Annotated in this window: 16 protein-coding genes and 1 tRNA gene; 11 read left to right on the plus strand and 6 right to left on the minus strand. The window is 70.9% G+C overall.

What is annotated here, in order from left to right:
* Nucleotides 1-3: 3 nt before the first annotated feature.
* From efeB to ACZ4O3_RS18450, 4 genes are all read left to right on the plus strand, one after another.
* Nucleotides 4-1290 (plus strand): iron uptake transporter deferrochelatase/peroxidase subunit, encoded by a 1287-nt coding sequence (efeB, locus tag ACZ4O3_RS18435; RefSeq protein WP_467722997.1) that lies wholly within the window; start codon nt 4-6, stop codon nt 1288-1290.
* A gap of 100 nt (nt 1291-1390) precedes the next feature.
* The gene (pheA, locus tag ACZ4O3_RS18440) at nt 1391-2326 is read left to right on the plus strand and encodes a prephenate dehydratase (RefSeq protein ID WP_362718846.1); all 936 of its coding nucleotides are present in this window, start codon (nt 1391-1393) and stop codon (nt 2324-2326) included.
* A 530-nt stretch (nt 2327-2856) separates the two neighbouring features.
* Nucleotides 2857-4134 carry a serine--tRNA ligase gene (serS, locus tag ACZ4O3_RS18445; RefSeq protein WP_362718843.1) on the plus strand — a complete coding sequence of 426 codons (1278 nt, stop codon included), beginning with the start codon at nt 2857-2859 and terminating at the stop codon, nt 4132-4134.
* On the plus strand, nt 4131-4928 hold the full coding sequence (locus ACZ4O3_RS18450) for an HAD family hydrolase (protein WP_467722999.1): 798 nt from the start codon (nt 4131-4133) through the stop codon (nt 4926-4928). The genes serS and ACZ4O3_RS18450 overlap by 4 nt, the downstream gene beginning before the upstream one ends.
* A gap of 4 nt (nt 4929-4932) precedes the next feature.
* Here the strand turns inward: ACZ4O3_RS18450 and ACZ4O3_RS18455 are convergent.
* From ACZ4O3_RS18455 to ACZ4O3_RS18480, 6 genes are all read right to left on the minus strand, one after another.
* Nucleotides 4933-5038, minus strand: a tRNA-OTHER gene (locus ACZ4O3_RS18455).
* 298 nt (nt 5039-5336) lie between these two features.
* On the minus strand, nt 5337-5549 hold the full coding sequence (locus tag ACZ4O3_RS18460) for an SGM_3592 family protein (RefSeq protein WP_362718838.1): 213 nt from the start codon (nt 5547-5549) through the stop codon (nt 5337-5339).
* A gap of 79 nt (nt 5550-5628) precedes the next feature.
* On the minus strand, nt 5629-6348 hold the full coding sequence (locus tag ACZ4O3_RS18465; RefSeq protein WP_467723001.1) for an ABC transporter permease subunit: 720 nt from the start codon (nt 6346-6348) through the stop codon (nt 5629-5631).
* Between the two features lie 10 nt (nt 6349-6358).
* Nucleotides 6359-7270, minus strand: coding sequence for an ABC transporter ATP-binding protein (locus ACZ4O3_RS18470; protein ID WP_362718832.1), 912 nt, complete (start codon nt 7268-7270; stop codon nt 6359-6361).
* Nucleotides 7267-8175, minus strand: coding sequence for an ABC transporter permease (locus tag ACZ4O3_RS18475; protein WP_362718829.1), 909 nt, complete (start codon nt 8173-8175; stop codon nt 7267-7269). The genes ACZ4O3_RS18470 and ACZ4O3_RS18475 overlap by 4 nt, the downstream gene beginning before the upstream one ends.
* On the minus strand, nt 8165-9130 hold the full coding sequence (locus ACZ4O3_RS18480) for an ABC transporter ATP-binding protein (protein ID WP_467723257.1): 966 nt from the start codon (nt 9128-9130) through the stop codon (nt 8165-8167). The genes ACZ4O3_RS18475 and ACZ4O3_RS18480 overlap by 11 nt, the downstream gene beginning before the upstream one ends.
* A gap of 227 nt (nt 9131-9357) precedes the next feature.
* Between ACZ4O3_RS18480 and ACZ4O3_RS18485 the strand changes: the two genes are divergently transcribed.
* From ACZ4O3_RS18485 to ACZ4O3_RS18515, 7 genes are all read left to right on the plus strand, one after another.
* Nucleotides 9358-10245 carry a M24 family metallopeptidase gene (locus tag ACZ4O3_RS18485; RefSeq protein WP_467723003.1) on the plus strand — a complete coding sequence of 296 codons (888 nt, stop codon included), beginning with the start codon at nt 9358-9360 and terminating at the stop codon, nt 10243-10245.
* Nucleotides 10242-11999, plus strand: coding sequence for an SDR family oxidoreductase (locus tag ACZ4O3_RS18490; protein WP_467723004.1), 1758 nt, complete (start codon nt 10242-10244; stop codon nt 11997-11999). The genes ACZ4O3_RS18485 and ACZ4O3_RS18490 overlap by 4 nt, the downstream gene beginning before the upstream one ends.
* The gene (locus ACZ4O3_RS18495) at nt 11996-12946 is read left to right on the plus strand and encodes a MerR family transcriptional regulator (protein WP_362727463.1); all 951 of its coding nucleotides are present in this window, start codon (nt 11996-11998) and stop codon (nt 12944-12946) included. Before ACZ4O3_RS18490 ends, ACZ4O3_RS18495 begins: the two co-directional genes overlap by 4 nt.
* Before the next feature lie 176 nt (nt 12947-13122).
* Complete coding sequence (locus ACZ4O3_RS18500; protein WP_467723258.1) at nt 13123-13692, plus strand: RNA 2'-phosphotransferase; 570 nt, start codon at nt 13123-13125, stop codon at nt 13690-13692.
* Nucleotides 13693-13710: 18 nt separating this feature from the next.
* The gene (locus ACZ4O3_RS18505) at nt 13711-14175 is read left to right on the plus strand and encodes a hypothetical protein (protein ID WP_467723006.1); all 465 of its coding nucleotides are present in this window, start codon (nt 13711-13713) and stop codon (nt 14173-14175) included.
* A gap of 42 nt (nt 14176-14217) precedes the next feature.
* A complete protein-coding gene (locus ACZ4O3_RS18510) occupies nt 14218-15120 on the plus strand; it encodes an LLM class flavin-dependent oxidoreductase (RefSeq protein WP_467723008.1) in 903 nt (300 codons plus the stop codon).
* 57 nt (nt 15121-15177) lie between these two features.
* Entirely contained in the window at nt 15178-16065 is an 888-nt protein-coding gene (locus ACZ4O3_RS18515) for an HAD-IIB family hydrolase (protein WP_384990992.1), read from the plus strand.
* Nucleotides 16066-16152 lie beyond the last annotated feature (87 nt).

The raw sequence follows: 16152 nt of genomic DNA on the forward strand, positions 1-16152 counted from the left end.
ACCATGGCTGAACCGTCCCAGTCCCTCCGTCCCCAGGTCACCGCGGAGAGCCCGTCGGCTCCCCCGGCCGCGGGCCTCAGCCGGCGCGCGCTGCTCGGCACCGCCGGGGCCACCGGGCTCGTGCTCGGCGCGGCGGCGGGCGCGGGCGTCGGCTACGCGGCCGCCCCCGCCCAGGCCACCCCGCTCAGCTCGGTGGGCTCCGACCGGGCGATGTTTCACGGGAAACATCAGCCCGGCATCACCGAGGGTCTCCAGGCGCGCGGCCATCTCGTCGCCTTCGACCTGGCGGCCGGCGCGGGGCGGAAGGAGGCCGCCGCGCTGCTGCGCCGCTGGTCGACGACGGCCCAGCGGCTGATGGCGGGAAAGCCGATGACGCAGGACGACACGGATGTGGCCCGTGACGCCGGTCCCTCGTCGCTGACCGTCACCTTCGGCTTCGGCAACAGCTTCTTCGCCCGTACCGGCCTGGAGAAGCAGCGCCCGGCCGCCCTGGATCCGCTGCCCGACTTCTCCTCCGACCACCTCGACTCCTCGCGCAGCAACGGGGATCTGTGGGTGCAGATCGGCGCCGACGACGCCCTGGTCGCCTTCCACGCGCTGCGTGCCGTCCAGAAGGACGCGGGCAGCGCGGCCAGGGTCCGCTGGCAGATGAACGGCTTCAACCGCGCTCCGGGCGCCACCGCCCACCCCATGACGGCCCGCAACCTCATGGGCCAGCTGGACGGCACGCGCAATCCGAAGCCGGCGGAGTCCGACTTCGACAGAAGGATCTTCGTGCCGGCCTCCGGTTCGAACGACCCGGCCTGGATGGCGAACGGCTCCTACGCCGTCGTACGCCGGATCCGCATGCTCCTCGACGACTGGGAGAAGCTGTCGCTCGCGGCCCAGGAGAACGTCATCGGGCGCAGGAAGTCGAACGGGGCGCCGCTGTCCGGGGGCACCGAGACGACGGCGATGGACCTGGAGAAGGCCAGGGACGACGGCGAGTACGTCGTCCCGATCAACGCCCACGCCCGGATCACCCGGCCCGACCAGAACGGGGGCGCGGCCATCCTGCGGCGCCCGTTCTCCTACCACGACGGCATCGACGCCGACGGAACGCCGGACGCGGGGCTCCTCTTCGTCTGCTGGCAGGCGGATCCGCTGCGCGGGTTCGTCCCGGTGCAGCGGAAACTGGACCGCGGGGACGCGCTCTCCCAGTACATCCGGCACGAGGCGAGCGGACTGTTCGCGGTGCCGGGCGGGGCGGCCGACGGGGAGTACGTGGGGCAGCGGCTGCTGGAGGGCTGAGCGACCGGACAGGTGCGTGTCCGGGCTTCAAACCACCCGGTCGAGTGGATCCGGCGGGACGGGCGAGCCCCGCTCCCCTGCGCCCATTAGGGTGAGGGACATGCCAGCGAGCTATGCGTATCTCGGCCCCGAAGGCACCTTCACCGAGGTCGCCCTGCGCACGCTTCCGGAGTCGGCCACCCGGGAGCTGATCCCCTACGTCTCCGTGCAGTCCGCGCTGGACGCGGTGCGGGGCGGCGAGGCCGAGGCCGCGTTCGTCCCGATCGAGAACTCCGTCGAGGGCGGGGTCACCACCACCCTCGACGAGCTGGTCGCGGGCGAGCCGCTGACGATCTACCGCGAGGTGCTGCTGTCGATCACCTTCGCGCTGCTGGTCCGCCCGGGCACCAAGCTCTCCGACATCAAAACGGTGACCGCGCACCCGGTCGCCCAGCCGCAGGTCCGCAACTGGCTGCGGGCCCACCTGCCCAACGCCGTCTGGGAGTCCGCCGCCTCGAACGCGGACGGCGCCCGGCTGGTGCAGGAAGGCCGGTTCGACGCCGCGTTCGCCGGTGAGTTCGCCGCCGAGCGGTACGGCCTGGAGGCTCTGCAGACCGAGATCCACGACGCGGAGAACGCGCAGACCCGGTTCGTCCTGGTCGGCCGTCCGGCCCGGCCCGCCGCCCCGACCGGGGCGGACAAGACCTCGGTCGTGCTCTGGCAGAACGACGACCACCCCGGCGGGCTGCGCGACCTGCTCGGCGAGTTCGCCACCCGGGGCATCAACCTGATGCTGCTGCAGTCCCGGCCCACCGGAGCGGGCATCGGCAACTACTGCTTCTGCATCGACGCCGAGGGGCACATCTCCGACCGCCGGGTGGCGGAGGCCCTGATGGGGCTGAAGCGGATCTGCCGCCAGGTGCGGTTCCTCGGCTCGTACCCGCGTGCGGACGTCAGGCCGGGCGAGGCAGTGGGCCCGGCGCGACCGGGGACGTCCGACGAGGAGTTCATGGCGGCCTCGGACTGGGTGGCGCGCTGCCAGGACGGCCGTTTCTGACCGGCCACACGTTCATATCTTCGTTATCCACAGGAGTTATCCACAGGCGCTCAACTCGACCTGGGGACAAGTCGACAGCAGCACCCGACCCTGTCGACAAATCGGCCCGGAGTGCACCGACGGGCCGGTGATCACTCGCATCACCCTTCGTCCACTCGTTTCCCATGGTTCATCTTTTGGAGCGATGCCTTTCCACTCGAAAGTGGGTGTTGTCCAGGTTTGGACGGGGAATCCCTCTCTTCACGCGCGGGTTACGGAGTGATCAATTCCGGAGTCCACACCTCATCCACACACCCTGTGGATAACTCTCCGGAAGGCTTCGGCCCCTGTGGACAACCAGGCCCCCAAATCCCGTTCCCCACAAGGGAATCAAGTCAACCGCCGGCCGCCCGCGTGCCCCGTCTCGGGGAGTGAGACACTTTTTATTGACACGCTTGGCAATTCCCCCATAACGGAACGTAAGCCGCGATTCGGAACACGGGTCAATAGTGATTAGTGGGGGGCAACCCCACACCGGTAGCCTTGGCTCCGTGATTGACCTACGTCTGCTCCGTGAGGACCCCGACCGTGTGCGCGCGTCCCAGCGCGCCCGTGGAGAGGACGTCGCGCTCGTCGACGCCCTCCTCTCCGCCGACGAGCGGCGCAGGTCCTCCGGCGTCCGCTTCGACGAGCTGCGCAACGAGCAGAAGTCGCTCGGCAAGCTCATCCCCAAGGCCTCCGCCGACGAGAAGGCCGAGCTGCTGAAGCAGGCCGAGCAGCTGAAGGCCGACGTCAAGGCCGCCGACGCCGAGCGCGACGCCGCCGACGCCGAGACCCACGAGCTGCTGCTCAGGCTCGGCAACCTCGTCCACCCCGACGTGCCCGTCGGCGGCGAGGAGGACTTCGTCACCCTCGAGGAACACGGCACGATCCGCGACTTCGGTGCCGAGGGGTTCGAGCCCAAGGACCACCTGGAGCTGGGCCAGCTGCTGGGCGCGATCGACGTCGAGCGCGGCGCCAAGGTCTCCGGCTCCCGTTTCTACTTCCTGACCGGTGTCGGCGCCCTCCTGGAGCTGGCCCTGGTCAACGCGGCGATCGCGCAGGCCACCGAGGCCGGCTTCACTCCGATGCTGACCCCGGCGCTGGTCCGGCCGCAGTCCATGGCGGGCACGGGCTTCCTCGGCCAGGCGGCCCAGGACGTCTACCACCTCGACAAGGACGACCTCTACCTGGTCGGCACCTCCGAGGTGCCCCTCGCCGCGTACCACATGGACGAGATCATCGACGCGGAGCGCCTCCCGCTGCGCTACGCCGGGTTCTCGCCCTGCTTCCGCCGCGAGGCGGGTTCGCACGGCAAGGACACCAAGGGCATCTTCCGCGTCCACCAGTTCGACAAGGTCGAGATGTTCTCCTACGTCGCCCCCGGCGACTCTGAGGCGGAGCACCAGCGCCTGCTGGCCTGGGAGAAGCAGTGGCTGAGCTCGCTGGAACTGCCGTTCCGCGTGATCGACGTGGCCACCGGTGACCTCGGCTCCTCCGCCGCCCGCAAGTTCGACTGCGAGGCGTGGATCCCGACGCAGGGCAAGTACCGCGAGCTGACGTCGACCTCGGACTGCACCGAGTTCCAGTCCCGCCGGCTGTCGATCCGGGTCCGTGACGGCAAGCAGGTCAAGCCGCTGGCCACGCTGAACGGCACGCTGTGCGCCGTACCGCGCACGATCGTGGCCATCCTGGAGAACCACCAGCTGGCCGACGGTTCGGTCAGGGTCCCCGAGGTACTGCGCCCCTACCTGGGCGGCCGGGAGGTCCTGGAGCCGGTGTCCCGGTGAGCTTCCCTTACGGGCTCATCGCCACCGACCTGGACGGAACGCTCCTCGGCGCCGACGAGTCGATCTCGCGGCGCACCCGTGACGCGCTCGCCGCGGCCACCGCGGCGGGGGCCGCGCACATCGTCGTCACCGGCCGCGCGGTCCCCTGGACCCGGCACATCCTCGACGACCTCGGCTACCACGGCCTCGCCGTGTGCGGTCAGGGCGCGCAGTTGTACGACGCCGGGTCGCACCGTCTGCTGACGTCCGTGACGCTGGACCGCCGGCTGGCCGGGGTCGCCCTGGCGAAGATCGAGGCGGAGGTCGGGCCGCTGTACGTCGCCGCGAGCCGCGACGGCCTCGACGGCGAGGTGCTGGTGGGGCCGGGGTACGCGGTGACGGGTCACCTCCCGTCGACCCCCTTCATGGACGTGGCCGACCTCTGGGCGGCCCCGCTGAACAAGATCTACATACAGCACCCGACGCTGTCCGACGACGAGCTGGCGGAGGCCGCACGGCAGGTGGCCGGGGGCTTCGTCACGGTGGCGATGGCCGGCGAGGGGATCGTCGAGCTGCTGCCGCTGGGTCTGTCGAAGGCGACCGGCCTCTCCCTGGCCGCACGCCGGCTGGGCCTCAAGTCCGCCGACACGATCGCCTTCGGCGACATGCCGAACGACATCCCGATGTTCGCGTGGGCCTCGTACGGGGTGGCCATGGCCAATGCGCACGAGGAACTCAAGTCCGTGGCCCACGAGGTGACGTCCTCCAACGAGGAGGACGGAATCGCGGTGGTCGTGGAGCGTCTGCTGGGCTGAGGCGCGGAGGATGCACGAATCGAACGTGCGCGGGCTTTCCAGGCCCGACCTTGACTTGCCCTGAATGAAGCACAGCGCAAGCCAGTGCCTTACCACTCGGCCAATCCTCCGGGTGGGCGGCCCACGCGAGAGCGACGTCGCGTGCTCGAAGCGGCCGCCCCGGGCAGCTACACGGCGATCCGCCGACGGCTGCCCTGACGGGAGCGGGACGTACTGTCGTGCATGGACATCGTCCGGCTCCTCTCCCGGCTCATGGGCTGACACAACAACTGTGCCCTTGGGCCGAGTTGGCCGCCACTGATTTAAAGGGCCCGCTGCAGCGCCCGTCAGGGGCGCGGGGCTGTGCCGATATACCGCCCCGCCGGGTGGGCACGACGGCCCACCGCCGGCTCGCGGCCGAGGAACTGCTTACCGGCGCCACCACTTGCGCCGGGCCTTGCTGAAGAACCACCCCGCCGGCGGCTCGTCCGACCGCCACGGCTGGGGTTCGGGTGACTCGGCACGCCACTTGGCCGCCAGCATCCGCGCCCGCGCGGACGGCTCCGACGACTCCGCGGAGCGTATGAAGTCCTCGTTCAGCACGACACCGTCCCAGTCGGCGTCCCCGGAACCGTCCGTCATCCCCGTTCCTCTCCGCCCGCCGTCCCCCTTGCCCAGTGTGCCCGGCAAGGGGTGAAGCCCTCGTCAATAAAGAGGGCGTCTACTCCTCGCCCGCCAGCGTCAGCGAGCGCAGCTTCTGGCCGGCGTACCAGGTGGCCAGGACCGTCACCGCGACCAGCAGCACGGTGGCCGTCGTCAGGGACACGTCGGACGTGACCAGTTCGCCGCCCGTCACCTTGTGGGCGACCGCCAGCGACCACTGCTGAACGCTCAGCGTGCGCGCGCCGGGGACGAGGGAGCCGAACAGCGCCTCCCAGACCAGCGCATAGACGAGACCGAAGACCACCGCGTGCCGGGACACCGTGCCCAGCAGCAGGAAGAGCGCCGCGTAGGCGATCGACGCGACCAGCGCGGCGACCGTGTAGGCGACGGCGATCTGCTGGCCGTTGCCGTTGAGGATGAAGCCCGCGACCAGCGTCGGCAGGGCCGAGAACACCATCGTCACGGCGATCGCCACGATCAGCTTCGTCAGGATGATCGTCGGCCGTTTGATCGGCTTGGACAGCAGATACACCACCGAGCCGTCGTCGATCTCCGGGCCGATCGCCCCGGTGCCCGCGATGACGCCGATGATCGGCACCATGGTCGCGAGCGCGAGGCCGCCGAGCAGGTCGGAGGCCGTCTGGTCGTCGGCGCCGGCGAGGCCGCGGACGACGACGGAGATCACGATGAGCAGCAGGGGCAGCGCCCCCAGGATGAGGGCCCGGCGGCGGCCGAGCAGGGCTCGATAGGTGAGCCGGGCGACTGTGGGGTCATACATCTTCGGCCTCCTACGCCGCGACCAGATACGAGAACACGGATTCGAGGGACTCGTCGGACGGCGAGACCGTGAGCAGCCGGATGCCCTGGTCACGGGCGACCTTCGGCAGCAGGGCGGTGAAGCGGCCGAAGTCGACGGCCTGGATACGCAACGCGCCCTCGGTGAGGTCGACTTCGATGCCCGAGGTCGACGGGTCGGCGATCAGCGCGGCGGCGAGGGCGCGGTCGTCGCTGGAGCGGACCAGGTAGCGGTGCGGGCGGTCGGTCATCAGCCGGCGGATCTTGCGGAAGTCGCCGCTGGCCGCGTGCCGGCCGGCGACCACCACCTCGATGTGCCAGGCGAGCTGTTCGACCTCTTCGAGGATGTGCGAGGAGAACAGCACGGTGCGGCCTTCGTCGCCCATCCTCCGCAGCAGGTCCATCAACTGCATGCGCTGGCGCGGGTCCATGCCGTTGAAGGGCTCGTCGAGCAGCAGCAGCGAGGGGTCGTGGACGAGGGCGGACGCCATCTTCACGCGCTGGCGCATGCCCTTGGAGTACGTCGAGATCTTGCGGTCCTGCGCGTACTCCATCTCGACCGTGGCCAGCGCCTGCTGGGCGGCCTTGGCACCGAGGCCGTGCAACTCGGCGTTGGCGACGACGAACTCGCGGCCGGTGAGGAAGTCGTACATCGCCTCGCGCTCGGGGACGATGCCGATGTGCCGGTAGATCGCCTCGTTGCGCCAGACCGGCTGTCCGTCGAGGGTGACCGTCCCGGTGGAGGGGGCGAGGAAACCGCCCATCATGTTGATGAGGGTGGACTTTCCGGCGCCGTTGGGGCCGAGCAGACCGGTGACGCCGGGGCCGATGGTCATGGTGATGTCGTTGACGGCGACCACGTTGCCGAACCAGCGGGATACATGGTCGATGGAGAGCGTGGTCACAGTCCCACCTTCTTGTAGCGGCGCAGCAGCAGGCCGTAGCAGGCGGCGATGAGGCCGACGATGACGAGCAGGTACACCACGCCCTGGGCGTGGGAGGGCCCGTCGCCGCCAGGGAAGGTGTTGGTGCCGCCGAGCAGGGCGGTGCTCAGCCCGCCGACCAGGGTGACCGGCGAGAACAGGCCGATCCACGGGATGGCGCCGGTGCTGCCCTGGGAGTCGGCGATCGCCTGGAGGGTGGAGACCGCGCCGTAGGAGATGGTCAGAACGGCGATCACGGCGGCGATGCCGAAGCCGCGGCGCGGCGTGACCGACGCGATGACCAGGCCGATTCCGGCGAACAGGAGGGACAGCAGGGCCACCGAGAGCAGTCCCTGGCCGAACCCCTTGCTCTGGTGGGCGAAGTCCATCTTGGAGAGCAGGGCACCCGCGTACAGCACGACCAGCGGGGCGCCGGTGAGGACGAACAGCGCCGAGGCCAGGGCCGCGAACTTGGCCTGGACGTAGTCGGCGGTCTCGATGGGCCGCGAGAAGTACAGCGGGATGGTCTTGAAACGCAGGTCCCGGGAGACCGCCTGCGGTGCCTGCGAGGCGACGTACAGGCTGATGACGGCCTGCATGATGATCGCGTACCGGGTGTAGGACACCGGCAGGTCGTGCGCCTTGGTGGCGACGGCGACGGCGACCATGATGGCCGCCGGCACGCACATCACCGCGAACAGCAGCATCGGCAGCACCTTGGACTTCACCGAGCGGCCGAGGCCGTAGGAGCCGCGCAGGGTCTGCGAGTAGAGGGACAGGCGGGCGTAGGCACGGCCGAGGCGCGGGCCGTCGTAGCCGCGGTAGCCGATGTCGTGGATTCGGGACTGGTCACCCGCGGGGGTGGCCAGAGGCTGCTCAACCGCCATGGACGGCCGCCTCCTTCGGCTGCTCGTCGCTGCTGGTGAAGACCTCGGAGATGTGGTGCCGGCGCTGTTCCATGCGCACCAGGCCGAGGCCGAGGTCGGCGACGACGTCGCGGACCAGGTCGTACGTCTCCTCGCCCAGGGCGGTGAGCAGCAGGATGTGGCCGGCGCCGGGGAGGCCGCCGCCCTCGGCGTTCGTCTCCACCCCGCGTGCGTGCAGCGCGTCGCGCACCGCGTGGGTGCCGTCGGGGTGCTCGTCGCTGTCGGTGACCTCGATCGCGAGGGTGGTCGTGCTCTGCGTGAAGTCGGTGGTGGAACTGGAGCGCAGCAGCTTGCCACCGTCGACGACGACCACGTGGTCGCAGGTGCGTTCCAGTTCGCCGAGCAGGTGCGAGGTGACCAGGACCGAGATACCGAAGTCGGTGTGGATACGGCGGATCAGGCCGAGCATCTCGTCGCGGCCCACCGGGTCGAGACCGTTGGTCGGCTCGTCCAGGAAGACCAGCTGCGGGTCGTGCACCAGCGCCTGGGCGAGCTTCACGCGCTGCTTCATGCCGGTCGAGTAGCCGCCGATGGGGCGGTACCGCTCCTCGTAGAGCCCGACATGGCGCAGGGTGTCGGCGGTGCGCTCGCGCGCGGCGGCGGGCGGCAGGCCGGACATGCGGGCCATGTGCACGACGAACTCGGTGGCCGAGACGTCGGGCGGCAGGCAGTCGTGCTCCGGCATGTAGCCCACCCGCTCGCGGATGGCGGCACCCTTGGTCGCCACGTCCAGGCCGAGCACCTCGGCTCGGCCCTCGCTGGCGGGGGACAGACCCAGCAGGATCTTGATCAGGGTGGACTTGCCGGCGCCGTTGGCTCCGACGAGTCCGGTCACACCGGGTCCGATGTCCACGGACAGCCGGTCGAGCGCGGTCACCCGGGGGAACCGCTTGCTCAGGCTTTCGGTCGCGATCACAGTCACGCCAACGAAGGTAGTGACCTCGACCACGGGCGGTCGTCAGACCCGAGAGCCGTCTTCACGTCCCTCTGGAGTAGTACGGGACCCTAGGGGATCCCCTGCCTGAGGGCTACGCGCACTTGTCCACAGGCCGTGCACCCCCCTATTGACGTCGCCTCTGACGACTGTCACATTCACCAGTGTCAAGTTACGGACACGTACCGCAGTCGACGGGGACGGGGCGGATGACGACGACAGTGCAGGACGTACTCTCCGAACGTGCCACGGAGCTCCAGGGTTTCCGGCGGGTGCAGCGACTCGCCTACGAATGCGCGGAGGCGGTCGCGGCCCGGCTGGAACCCGGCGTCACCGAGCGCGAGGCGGCGCGGATGCTGCGCGAGGGGCTGCGTGCCCGTGGTGTCCGGGACTGGTTCCACCTCCCCTTCGCCTGGTTCGGGGACCGCACCGCGTTCACCGGCTTCCGCGTACCCCTGCAGTTCTTCCCGACCGACCGCCGGCTGGAGCCCGGGATGCCGTTCATCCTGGACCTGGCCCCGGTGCACGAGGGCTGCACGGCCGACATCGGCTACTCCGGGTCGCTCGGCGCCAACCCCGTCCAGGACCGCCTGATGGCCGACCTGGAGGCACACCGGGACCTGATCCTGCGCGAGGTCCGCGAGCGGCGCCCGCTGCGCGAGATCTACGCGGACGTGGACCGCCTCATGGTCCGCCAGGGCTACGCCAACCGGCACCGCGCGTACCCGTTCGGCGTGATCGCCCACAAGGTGGACCGCGTGAAGCAGCGCCGCTGGTCGCCCCGTCTCTTCGGGTTCGGCACCCAGTCCCTGAAGGGCCTCGCCGCCGACGCCCTGCACGGCCACCGCGTGGGCTGGTCACCGCTGTGGTCGCCGTACCGCTTCTCCGACCACCCACCGCAGCCGGGCCTGTGGGCGGTCGAACCACACCTCGGCTTCCGGGGCACCGGCGCCAAGTTCGAGGAGATCCTCGTGGTGACCGACTCCCGGGACCCCGAGCGGAGCGCCTTCTGGCTGGACGACGATCTGCCATGGGGGTCCCCCCGGGCGGGGTCGTTCGAGCGTGGGGGAGTGCGGCGCCGGACGGGGGACAAGTGACGGCACTGAAGGGCGCACGCGAGCGCATGGTGCACACCGGCGGCATCGACCTGTGCGTGGCGGAACTGGGCGACCCCACGCAACCGACGGTCGTCCTCGTGCACGGCTACCCGGACAGCAAGGAGGTCTGGTCCGAGGTCGCACCCCGCCTGGCCGAGCGCTTCCACGTGGTGCTGTACGACGTCCGGGGACACGGCCGCTCGACCGCACCGCGGCCACTGCGCGGCGGCTTCACGCTGGCCAAGCTGACCGACGACTTCCTGGCGGTGATCGACACCGTCAGCCCGGACCGCCCGGTGCACCTGGTCGGCCACGACTGGGGCTCCGTGCAGTCCTGGGAGTTCGCCACCGTGGGACGCACCGAGGGCCGCATCGCCTCCTTCACGTCGATGTCCGGGCCATCCCTCGACCACTTCGGACACTGGATCAACGCGCGCCTCAAGCGCCCGACCCCCCGCCGGGTGGGACAGCTCCTCGGCCAGGGCGCCAAGTCCTGGTACGTGTACCTGCTGCACACCCCCGTCGTCCCCGAACTGGCCTGGCGCGGCCCGCTCGGCAGGGCCTGGCCGGGAATCCTGCGGCGGGCCGAGAATCTCCCCGCCGGGGACTACCCCACCGGCTCCCTCCGTTCCGACGCGGCACACGGAGCCTGGCTGTACCGCGACAACGTACGGCCCCGGCTGCGCCGCCCTCGCCAGGACGCCTACGCGCACGCGCCCGTGCAGCTCATCACGCCCCTGGGCGACGCGTTCCTCTCCGAGCGGCTGTACGACGACCTGGAGCGCTGGGCACCCCGGCTGACCCGCCGCACCCTGCCCGACAAGCACTGGATCCCGCGCACCCGGCCGGAGCAGGTGGCGGCCTGGATCGAGGAGTTCGTCATCTCCGTCGAGGACGGCCGGGACACCGAACCGAAGCGTGCCGACCGCCACGCCCAGCGGTTCGGCGGCCAGCTGGTCCTGGTCACCGGCGCGGGCAGCGGCATCGGCCGGGCCACGGCGTTCGCGTTCGCGGAGGCGGGCGCCCGGGTGGTGGCCGTGGACCGGGACGCGGAGGCCGCCGCCCGCACCGCCGAGCTGTCCCGGCTGATCGGCGCGGCCGGCGCGTGGGCCGAGACGGCCGACGTCTCCGACGAACAGGCCATGGAGAAGCTCGCCGAGCGGGTCCACCGTTCGTACGGGGTCCTGGACGTACTGGTCAACAACGCGGGCATCGGCCTCTCCGGCTCGTTCCTCACGACGACCACGGAGGACTGGCGCAAGGTCCTGGACGTCAACCTCTGGGGGGTGATCCACGGCTGCCGCCTGTTCGGCGCGCGGATGGCGGACCGCGGCCAGGGCGGCCACATCGTGAACGTCGCCTCGGCGGCCGCCTACCTGCCGTCGCGGGCGTTGCCGGCCTACAGCACCTCCAAGGCGGCGGTCCTGATGCTGTCCGAGTGCCTGCGCGCCGAACTCGCCGGCCGCATCGGCGTGACCGCGATCTGCCCCGGCATCGTCAACACGAACATCACGTCGACCGCCCGTTTCACCGGGGTCGACGAGGAGGAACAACGGCGCAGGCGGCAGCGCTCGGCCCGCCTGTACGAGATGCGCAACTACCCGCCGGAGAAGGTCGCTTCGGCGATCCTGGAGGCCGTGGAGCACAACAGGGCGGTGGTCCCGGTGACCCCGGAGGCACGGGGAGCGCGGTTGCTGTCGCGGGTGGCGCCGGGGGTGCTGCGGAGGATCGCGCGGATGGAGCCCAGGCTGTGACGGCCGGTCCACCGGCCGAAACGGCGTACCGGATCGAGGACTTGGCCCATCGGTCCGGGACCACCGTCCGTACGGTCCGCGCCTACCAGGACAAGGGTCTGCTCCCCCGCCCCGAGCGCCGGGGCCGGGCCAACGTGTACTCCGACGTCCACCTCACCCGCCTCCACCAGATCGCCGACCTGCTCGCCCGCGGCTACACCCTCGCGTCCGTCAAGGAGCTCCTCGACGCCTGGGACACCGGCCGCGGCCTGGCCGGTGTGCTGGGTCTCGTCACCGAGGCCGAGGGCCCCTGGACCGACGAGCAACCGGTCCGTCTCTCCCGGGCCGACCTTGACGCCCGCTTCGGCGGCAGCCCCGACGACACGGCCGTGGCAGAGGCGGTGGCACTCGGCGTCCTGGAACCGGTGGCGGGCGAACCCGACTCCTTCCTCGTGCCGAGCCCCCAGGAGCTGGCCGTGGCGGCCGAGTTGTACGCGGCCGGGGTCCCGCTCACCGCTGTCTCCGATCACCTGCGGGAGTTGAGGGTCCAGGTCGAGCACATAGCCGCCCGTTTCATGGAGTTCACCACCGAGCACGTCTTCGCCCGCTACCTCGACGACCCGCACCACCGCACCGACGCGAAGGCGGCCGAGGCGGCCTCGCTGGTGCGGCGTCTGCGCCCGCTCGCCCGGCAGACCGTGGACGCCGAACTGGCGCGGGCCATGCGCCTGTTCGCGACCCGCGAGGTGCGCCGGCGGCTCGGCGCGGGGGAGCACCCGGAGAACCTGGAACAGACCCGGTCGGTGTCCCTTCCCGCCGACACGATCCGGGCCGTACAAAGGCTCGTTGGTCCGGAGCGGGTGGCCGAGTTCATCACGCTTGCCGCCGAACGGGAGTCACGGGCACGCCACTTGGACGCGCTGACCGCAGATCACCATCCCCCCGGCGATCTTGACGAAACGCCGTGAATCGCACGGCGGTTGTCCACAGCACGGCCAACTCCCCCTGTGGATAACCTGACTTGCTTGTGGATCAAACCTGCGGCGAAAAATATCTGCGTGATCCGCGTCTCCCCCGGCACCCTGGAGGTGTGAATGACAAGAAGACCCACAGACCGAATAACGGAAAGAACGACAAGCCGAACATCGGACAGAACGACAGGACGTGGGACGAGCGGCGCACCGTGAAGGTGTCGAAGTACCTGTCGAAGCACCTGCGCCACCAGCCTGAGCGCATCGGCCTCACGCTCGACGATGCGGGCTGGGTGGAGATCGACACGCTGCTCGCGGCGGCAGCGGCGCACGGCTTCCCGGTCACCCGTGAGGAACTCGACCACGTCGTCGCCGCCAACGACAAGCAGCGTTTCGCGATCGAAGGCGCCCGGATCCGCGCCAGCCAGGGCCACAGCGTCGACGTCGAACTCGGGCTGCCCCCGGCGGTCCCGCCGCCGTACCTCTACCACGGGACCGTGGCCCGTTATCTGGACACGATCCGGACCGCGGGCCTGCGCCCGATGAGCAGGCACGACGTACACCTGTCGGCCGACCGCGAGACCGCGACCCGGGTCGGCGCGCGGCGCGGGCGCCCGGTCGTGCTCTCCGTGGACGCGGGCGCGATGCACCGGGCCGGCCATGTCTTCCACATCAGCGCGAACGGCGTGTGGCTGACGAGGGCCGTACCGCCGCAGTACCTGCGTTTTCCCGACCCGCACTGACCCTGCATGATGACTGGTATGGACCAGGGCGACCGCAAGGGCCACCTCCCCACGACCGAGGCGGCCGTGACCGCCCTTCGCGCGATCGCCGCGGAGAGCGGCCGGGAGATCGAGGTGACCCACGACATCGGCGCGGACCAGACCTCCCGGCGCAGCGCCGCGGGCTTCGGCGTCACCGCGGATCCGGACGGTTCACTGCCGCACGAGGCGTACGCCGAGTTCGGCGGGCTGCCCCGGGTGAGCGTGCGGCTCTACCCCGACGACGACGCGCTGATCACGGTGGAGGGCATCGCGTTCCACGACGTCCCGCGCGACGACGTGCCCGCGTTCCTGCGCTCCGTCCTCGGCGGGCTGGCCCATGTCCGCTCCCGCCGCTTCCCGCCGGCCGCCTGGCTGGTCGTCCCGCTGCCCGGGGACCGCACGTACAAGGAGTACCTCACCGTCGCCTCCCTCACGCCGTGGCTGAGCGGCCGCACACGGTGACCGTTTCGTCCGCCGTCGGTGGCGCCCCTTAGTCTCGAACGCATGAGTCTGCGTCTGAGCACCGTGATCCTGCCGTACCGCCGCTGGAACGAGGGCGGCCGTACCGCCTGGACGCGGGCCGAGGAACTGGGCTTCCACACCGCCTACACCTACGACCACCTGTCCTGGCGCAGCTTCCGGGACGGCCCGTGGTTCGGCGCGATTCCGACGCTCACCGCGGCCGCGTCCGTCACCGACCGGCTCCGTCTGGGCACGCTCGTCACCTCGCCCAACTTCCGGCACCCGGTGACGCTGGCCAAGGAGCTGATCTCCCTCGACGACATCTCCGGCGGCCGGGTGACGCTCGGCATCGGCGCCGGCGGCACCGGCTTCGACGCCACCGCGCTGGGCCAGGAGCCGTGGACCGCGCGGGAGCGCGCCGACCGGTTCGCCGAGTTCGTGCCGCTGCTCGACCGGCTGCTCACCGAGGACTCCGTGACGCACGAGGGCGAGTTCTACTCGGCTCACGAGGCGCGCGACATCCCGGGCTGCGTGCAGCGGCCCCGGCTGCCCTTCGCGGTCGCCGCCACCGGCCCGCGCGGGCTGAAGCTCGCCGCGCGGCACGGACAGGCCTGGGTGACCACCGGTGACCCGAAGCTGTACGAGAGCGGCACACCCGAGCAGTCCGTCGAGGCACTGCGCGGTCAGACGGCGAAACTCGGCGACGCCTGCGCCGCGATCGGGCGGGACGCGTCGATGCTGGAGAAGGTCCTGCTCACCGGCTTCACCCCGGACCGGGCCCGTCCGCTGGCGTCCCTGGACGCCTTCGTGGACTTCGCCGGCCGCCACCAGGAGCTGGGCTTCACCGAACTGGTGATCCACTGGCCCATCGCGGACTCGGACTTCGCGGCCGACGAGAAGGTCTTCGAGCAGATCGCCATGGAGGCCCCGGCCCAGCTGGCCTGACACCCCGGAGTCGTCTGTGTCTCATCTGCGCGCAGCACCGCACTGGCGTGCGGGCATATGCGCGAGAATGACCCGGTGACCTCAGCGACCCGACAGCCCGAGACCCCCGACTTCGCCACCCCGCCCCGGCTGATCGCCACCGATCTCGACGGCACCCTGCTGCGCGACGACAAGTCGGTCTCCCCGAGGACCGTCGCCGCGCTGGCCGCGGCCGAGGAGGCGGGTGTCGAGGTCTTCTTCGTCACCGGCCGCCCGGCCCGCTGGATGGACGTCGTCAGCGAACACGTCCACGGCCATGGCCTGGCGATCTGCGGGAACGGCGCGGCCGTGGTCGACCTGCACGGCGGCCCCGGCGCCCACCGCTTCGTGAAGGTACGCGAACTGGCCAGGGAGAACGCGCTGGACGCGGTGCGCCTGCTGCGCGACGCCGCGCGCGGCACGGTGTACGCGGTCGAGCAGACGTACGGCTTCCACCAGGAACCCGCCTATCCCAAGCTGCACCTGGAGACACCGGACCAGCTGCTGCCCGCCGAGGAGATCCTCGCGGCCGACGGTCCGGGCGCCGGCGAGCCCGTGCTCAAGATCCTCGCCTACCACCCCGACCTCGACCCCGACGCCTTCCTGACCCTCGCCCGCCTGGCCGTCGGCGACCGTGCCAACGTCACCCGGTCCAGCCCCAGTGCCCTGCTGGAGATCAGCGGTCCGGGGGTCTCCAAGGCCAGCACGCTGGCCCTGGAGTGCGCCGAGCGCGGCATCTCGCACGGGGAGGTCGTGGCCTTCGGCGACATGCCCAACGACGTCGAGATGCTGACCTGGGCCGGACGGTCGTACGCGATGGGCAACGCCCACCCCGACGTGATCGCCGCCGCCTCCGGCCGCACGGTCGCCAACAACGAGGACGGCGTCGCGGTCGTGATCGAACAGCTGCTGGCCGCACGCGGCTGACCCACGGAGCCGACGGACACGGCGTGGCGTGCGGCGGGGGTACCCCCTCCCTGCGGTCCGCCCGATCGGAGCTCGCCGGCTTTCCCC

The organism is Streptomyces sp. NPDC026515 (assembly GCF_055567595.1).

Excerpts from the sequence above, each read along its gene's own strand:
- efeB (WP_467722997.1), top strand. The coding sequence starts at position 4 with ATGGCTGAACCGTCCCAGTCCCTCCGTCCCCAGGTCACCGCGGAGAGC.
- pheA (WP_362718846.1), top strand. The coding sequence starts at position 1,391 with ATGCCAGCGAGCTATGCGTATCTCGGCCCCGAAGGCACCTTCACCGAG.
- ACZ4O3_RS18460 (WP_362718838.1), bottom strand. The coding sequence starts at position 5,549 with ATGACGGACGGTTCCGGGGACGCCGACTGGGACGGTGTCGTGCTGAAC.
- ACZ4O3_RS18465 (WP_467723001.1), bottom strand. The coding sequence starts at position 6,348 with ATGTATGACCCCACAGTCGCCCGGCTCACCTATCGAGCCCTGCTCGGC.
- ACZ4O3_RS18475 (WP_362718829.1), bottom strand. The coding sequence starts at position 8,175 with ATGGCGGTTGAGCAGCCTCTGGCCACCCCCGCGGGTGACCAGTCCCGA.
- ACZ4O3_RS18485 (WP_467723003.1), top strand. The coding sequence starts at position 9,358 with ATGACGACGACAGTGCAGGACGTACTCTCCGAACGTGCCACGGAGCTC.
- ACZ4O3_RS18505 (WP_467723006.1), top strand. The coding sequence starts at position 13,711 with ATGGACCAGGGCGACCGCAAGGGCCACCTCCCCACGACCGAGGCGGCC.
- ACZ4O3_RS18510 (WP_467723008.1), top strand. The coding sequence starts at position 14,218 with ATGAGTCTGCGTCTGAGCACCGTGATCCTGCCGTACCGCCGCTGGAAC.
- ACZ4O3_RS18515 (WP_384990992.1), top strand. The coding sequence starts at position 15,178 with ATGCGCGAGAATGACCCGGTGACCTCAGCGACCCGACAGCCCGAGACC.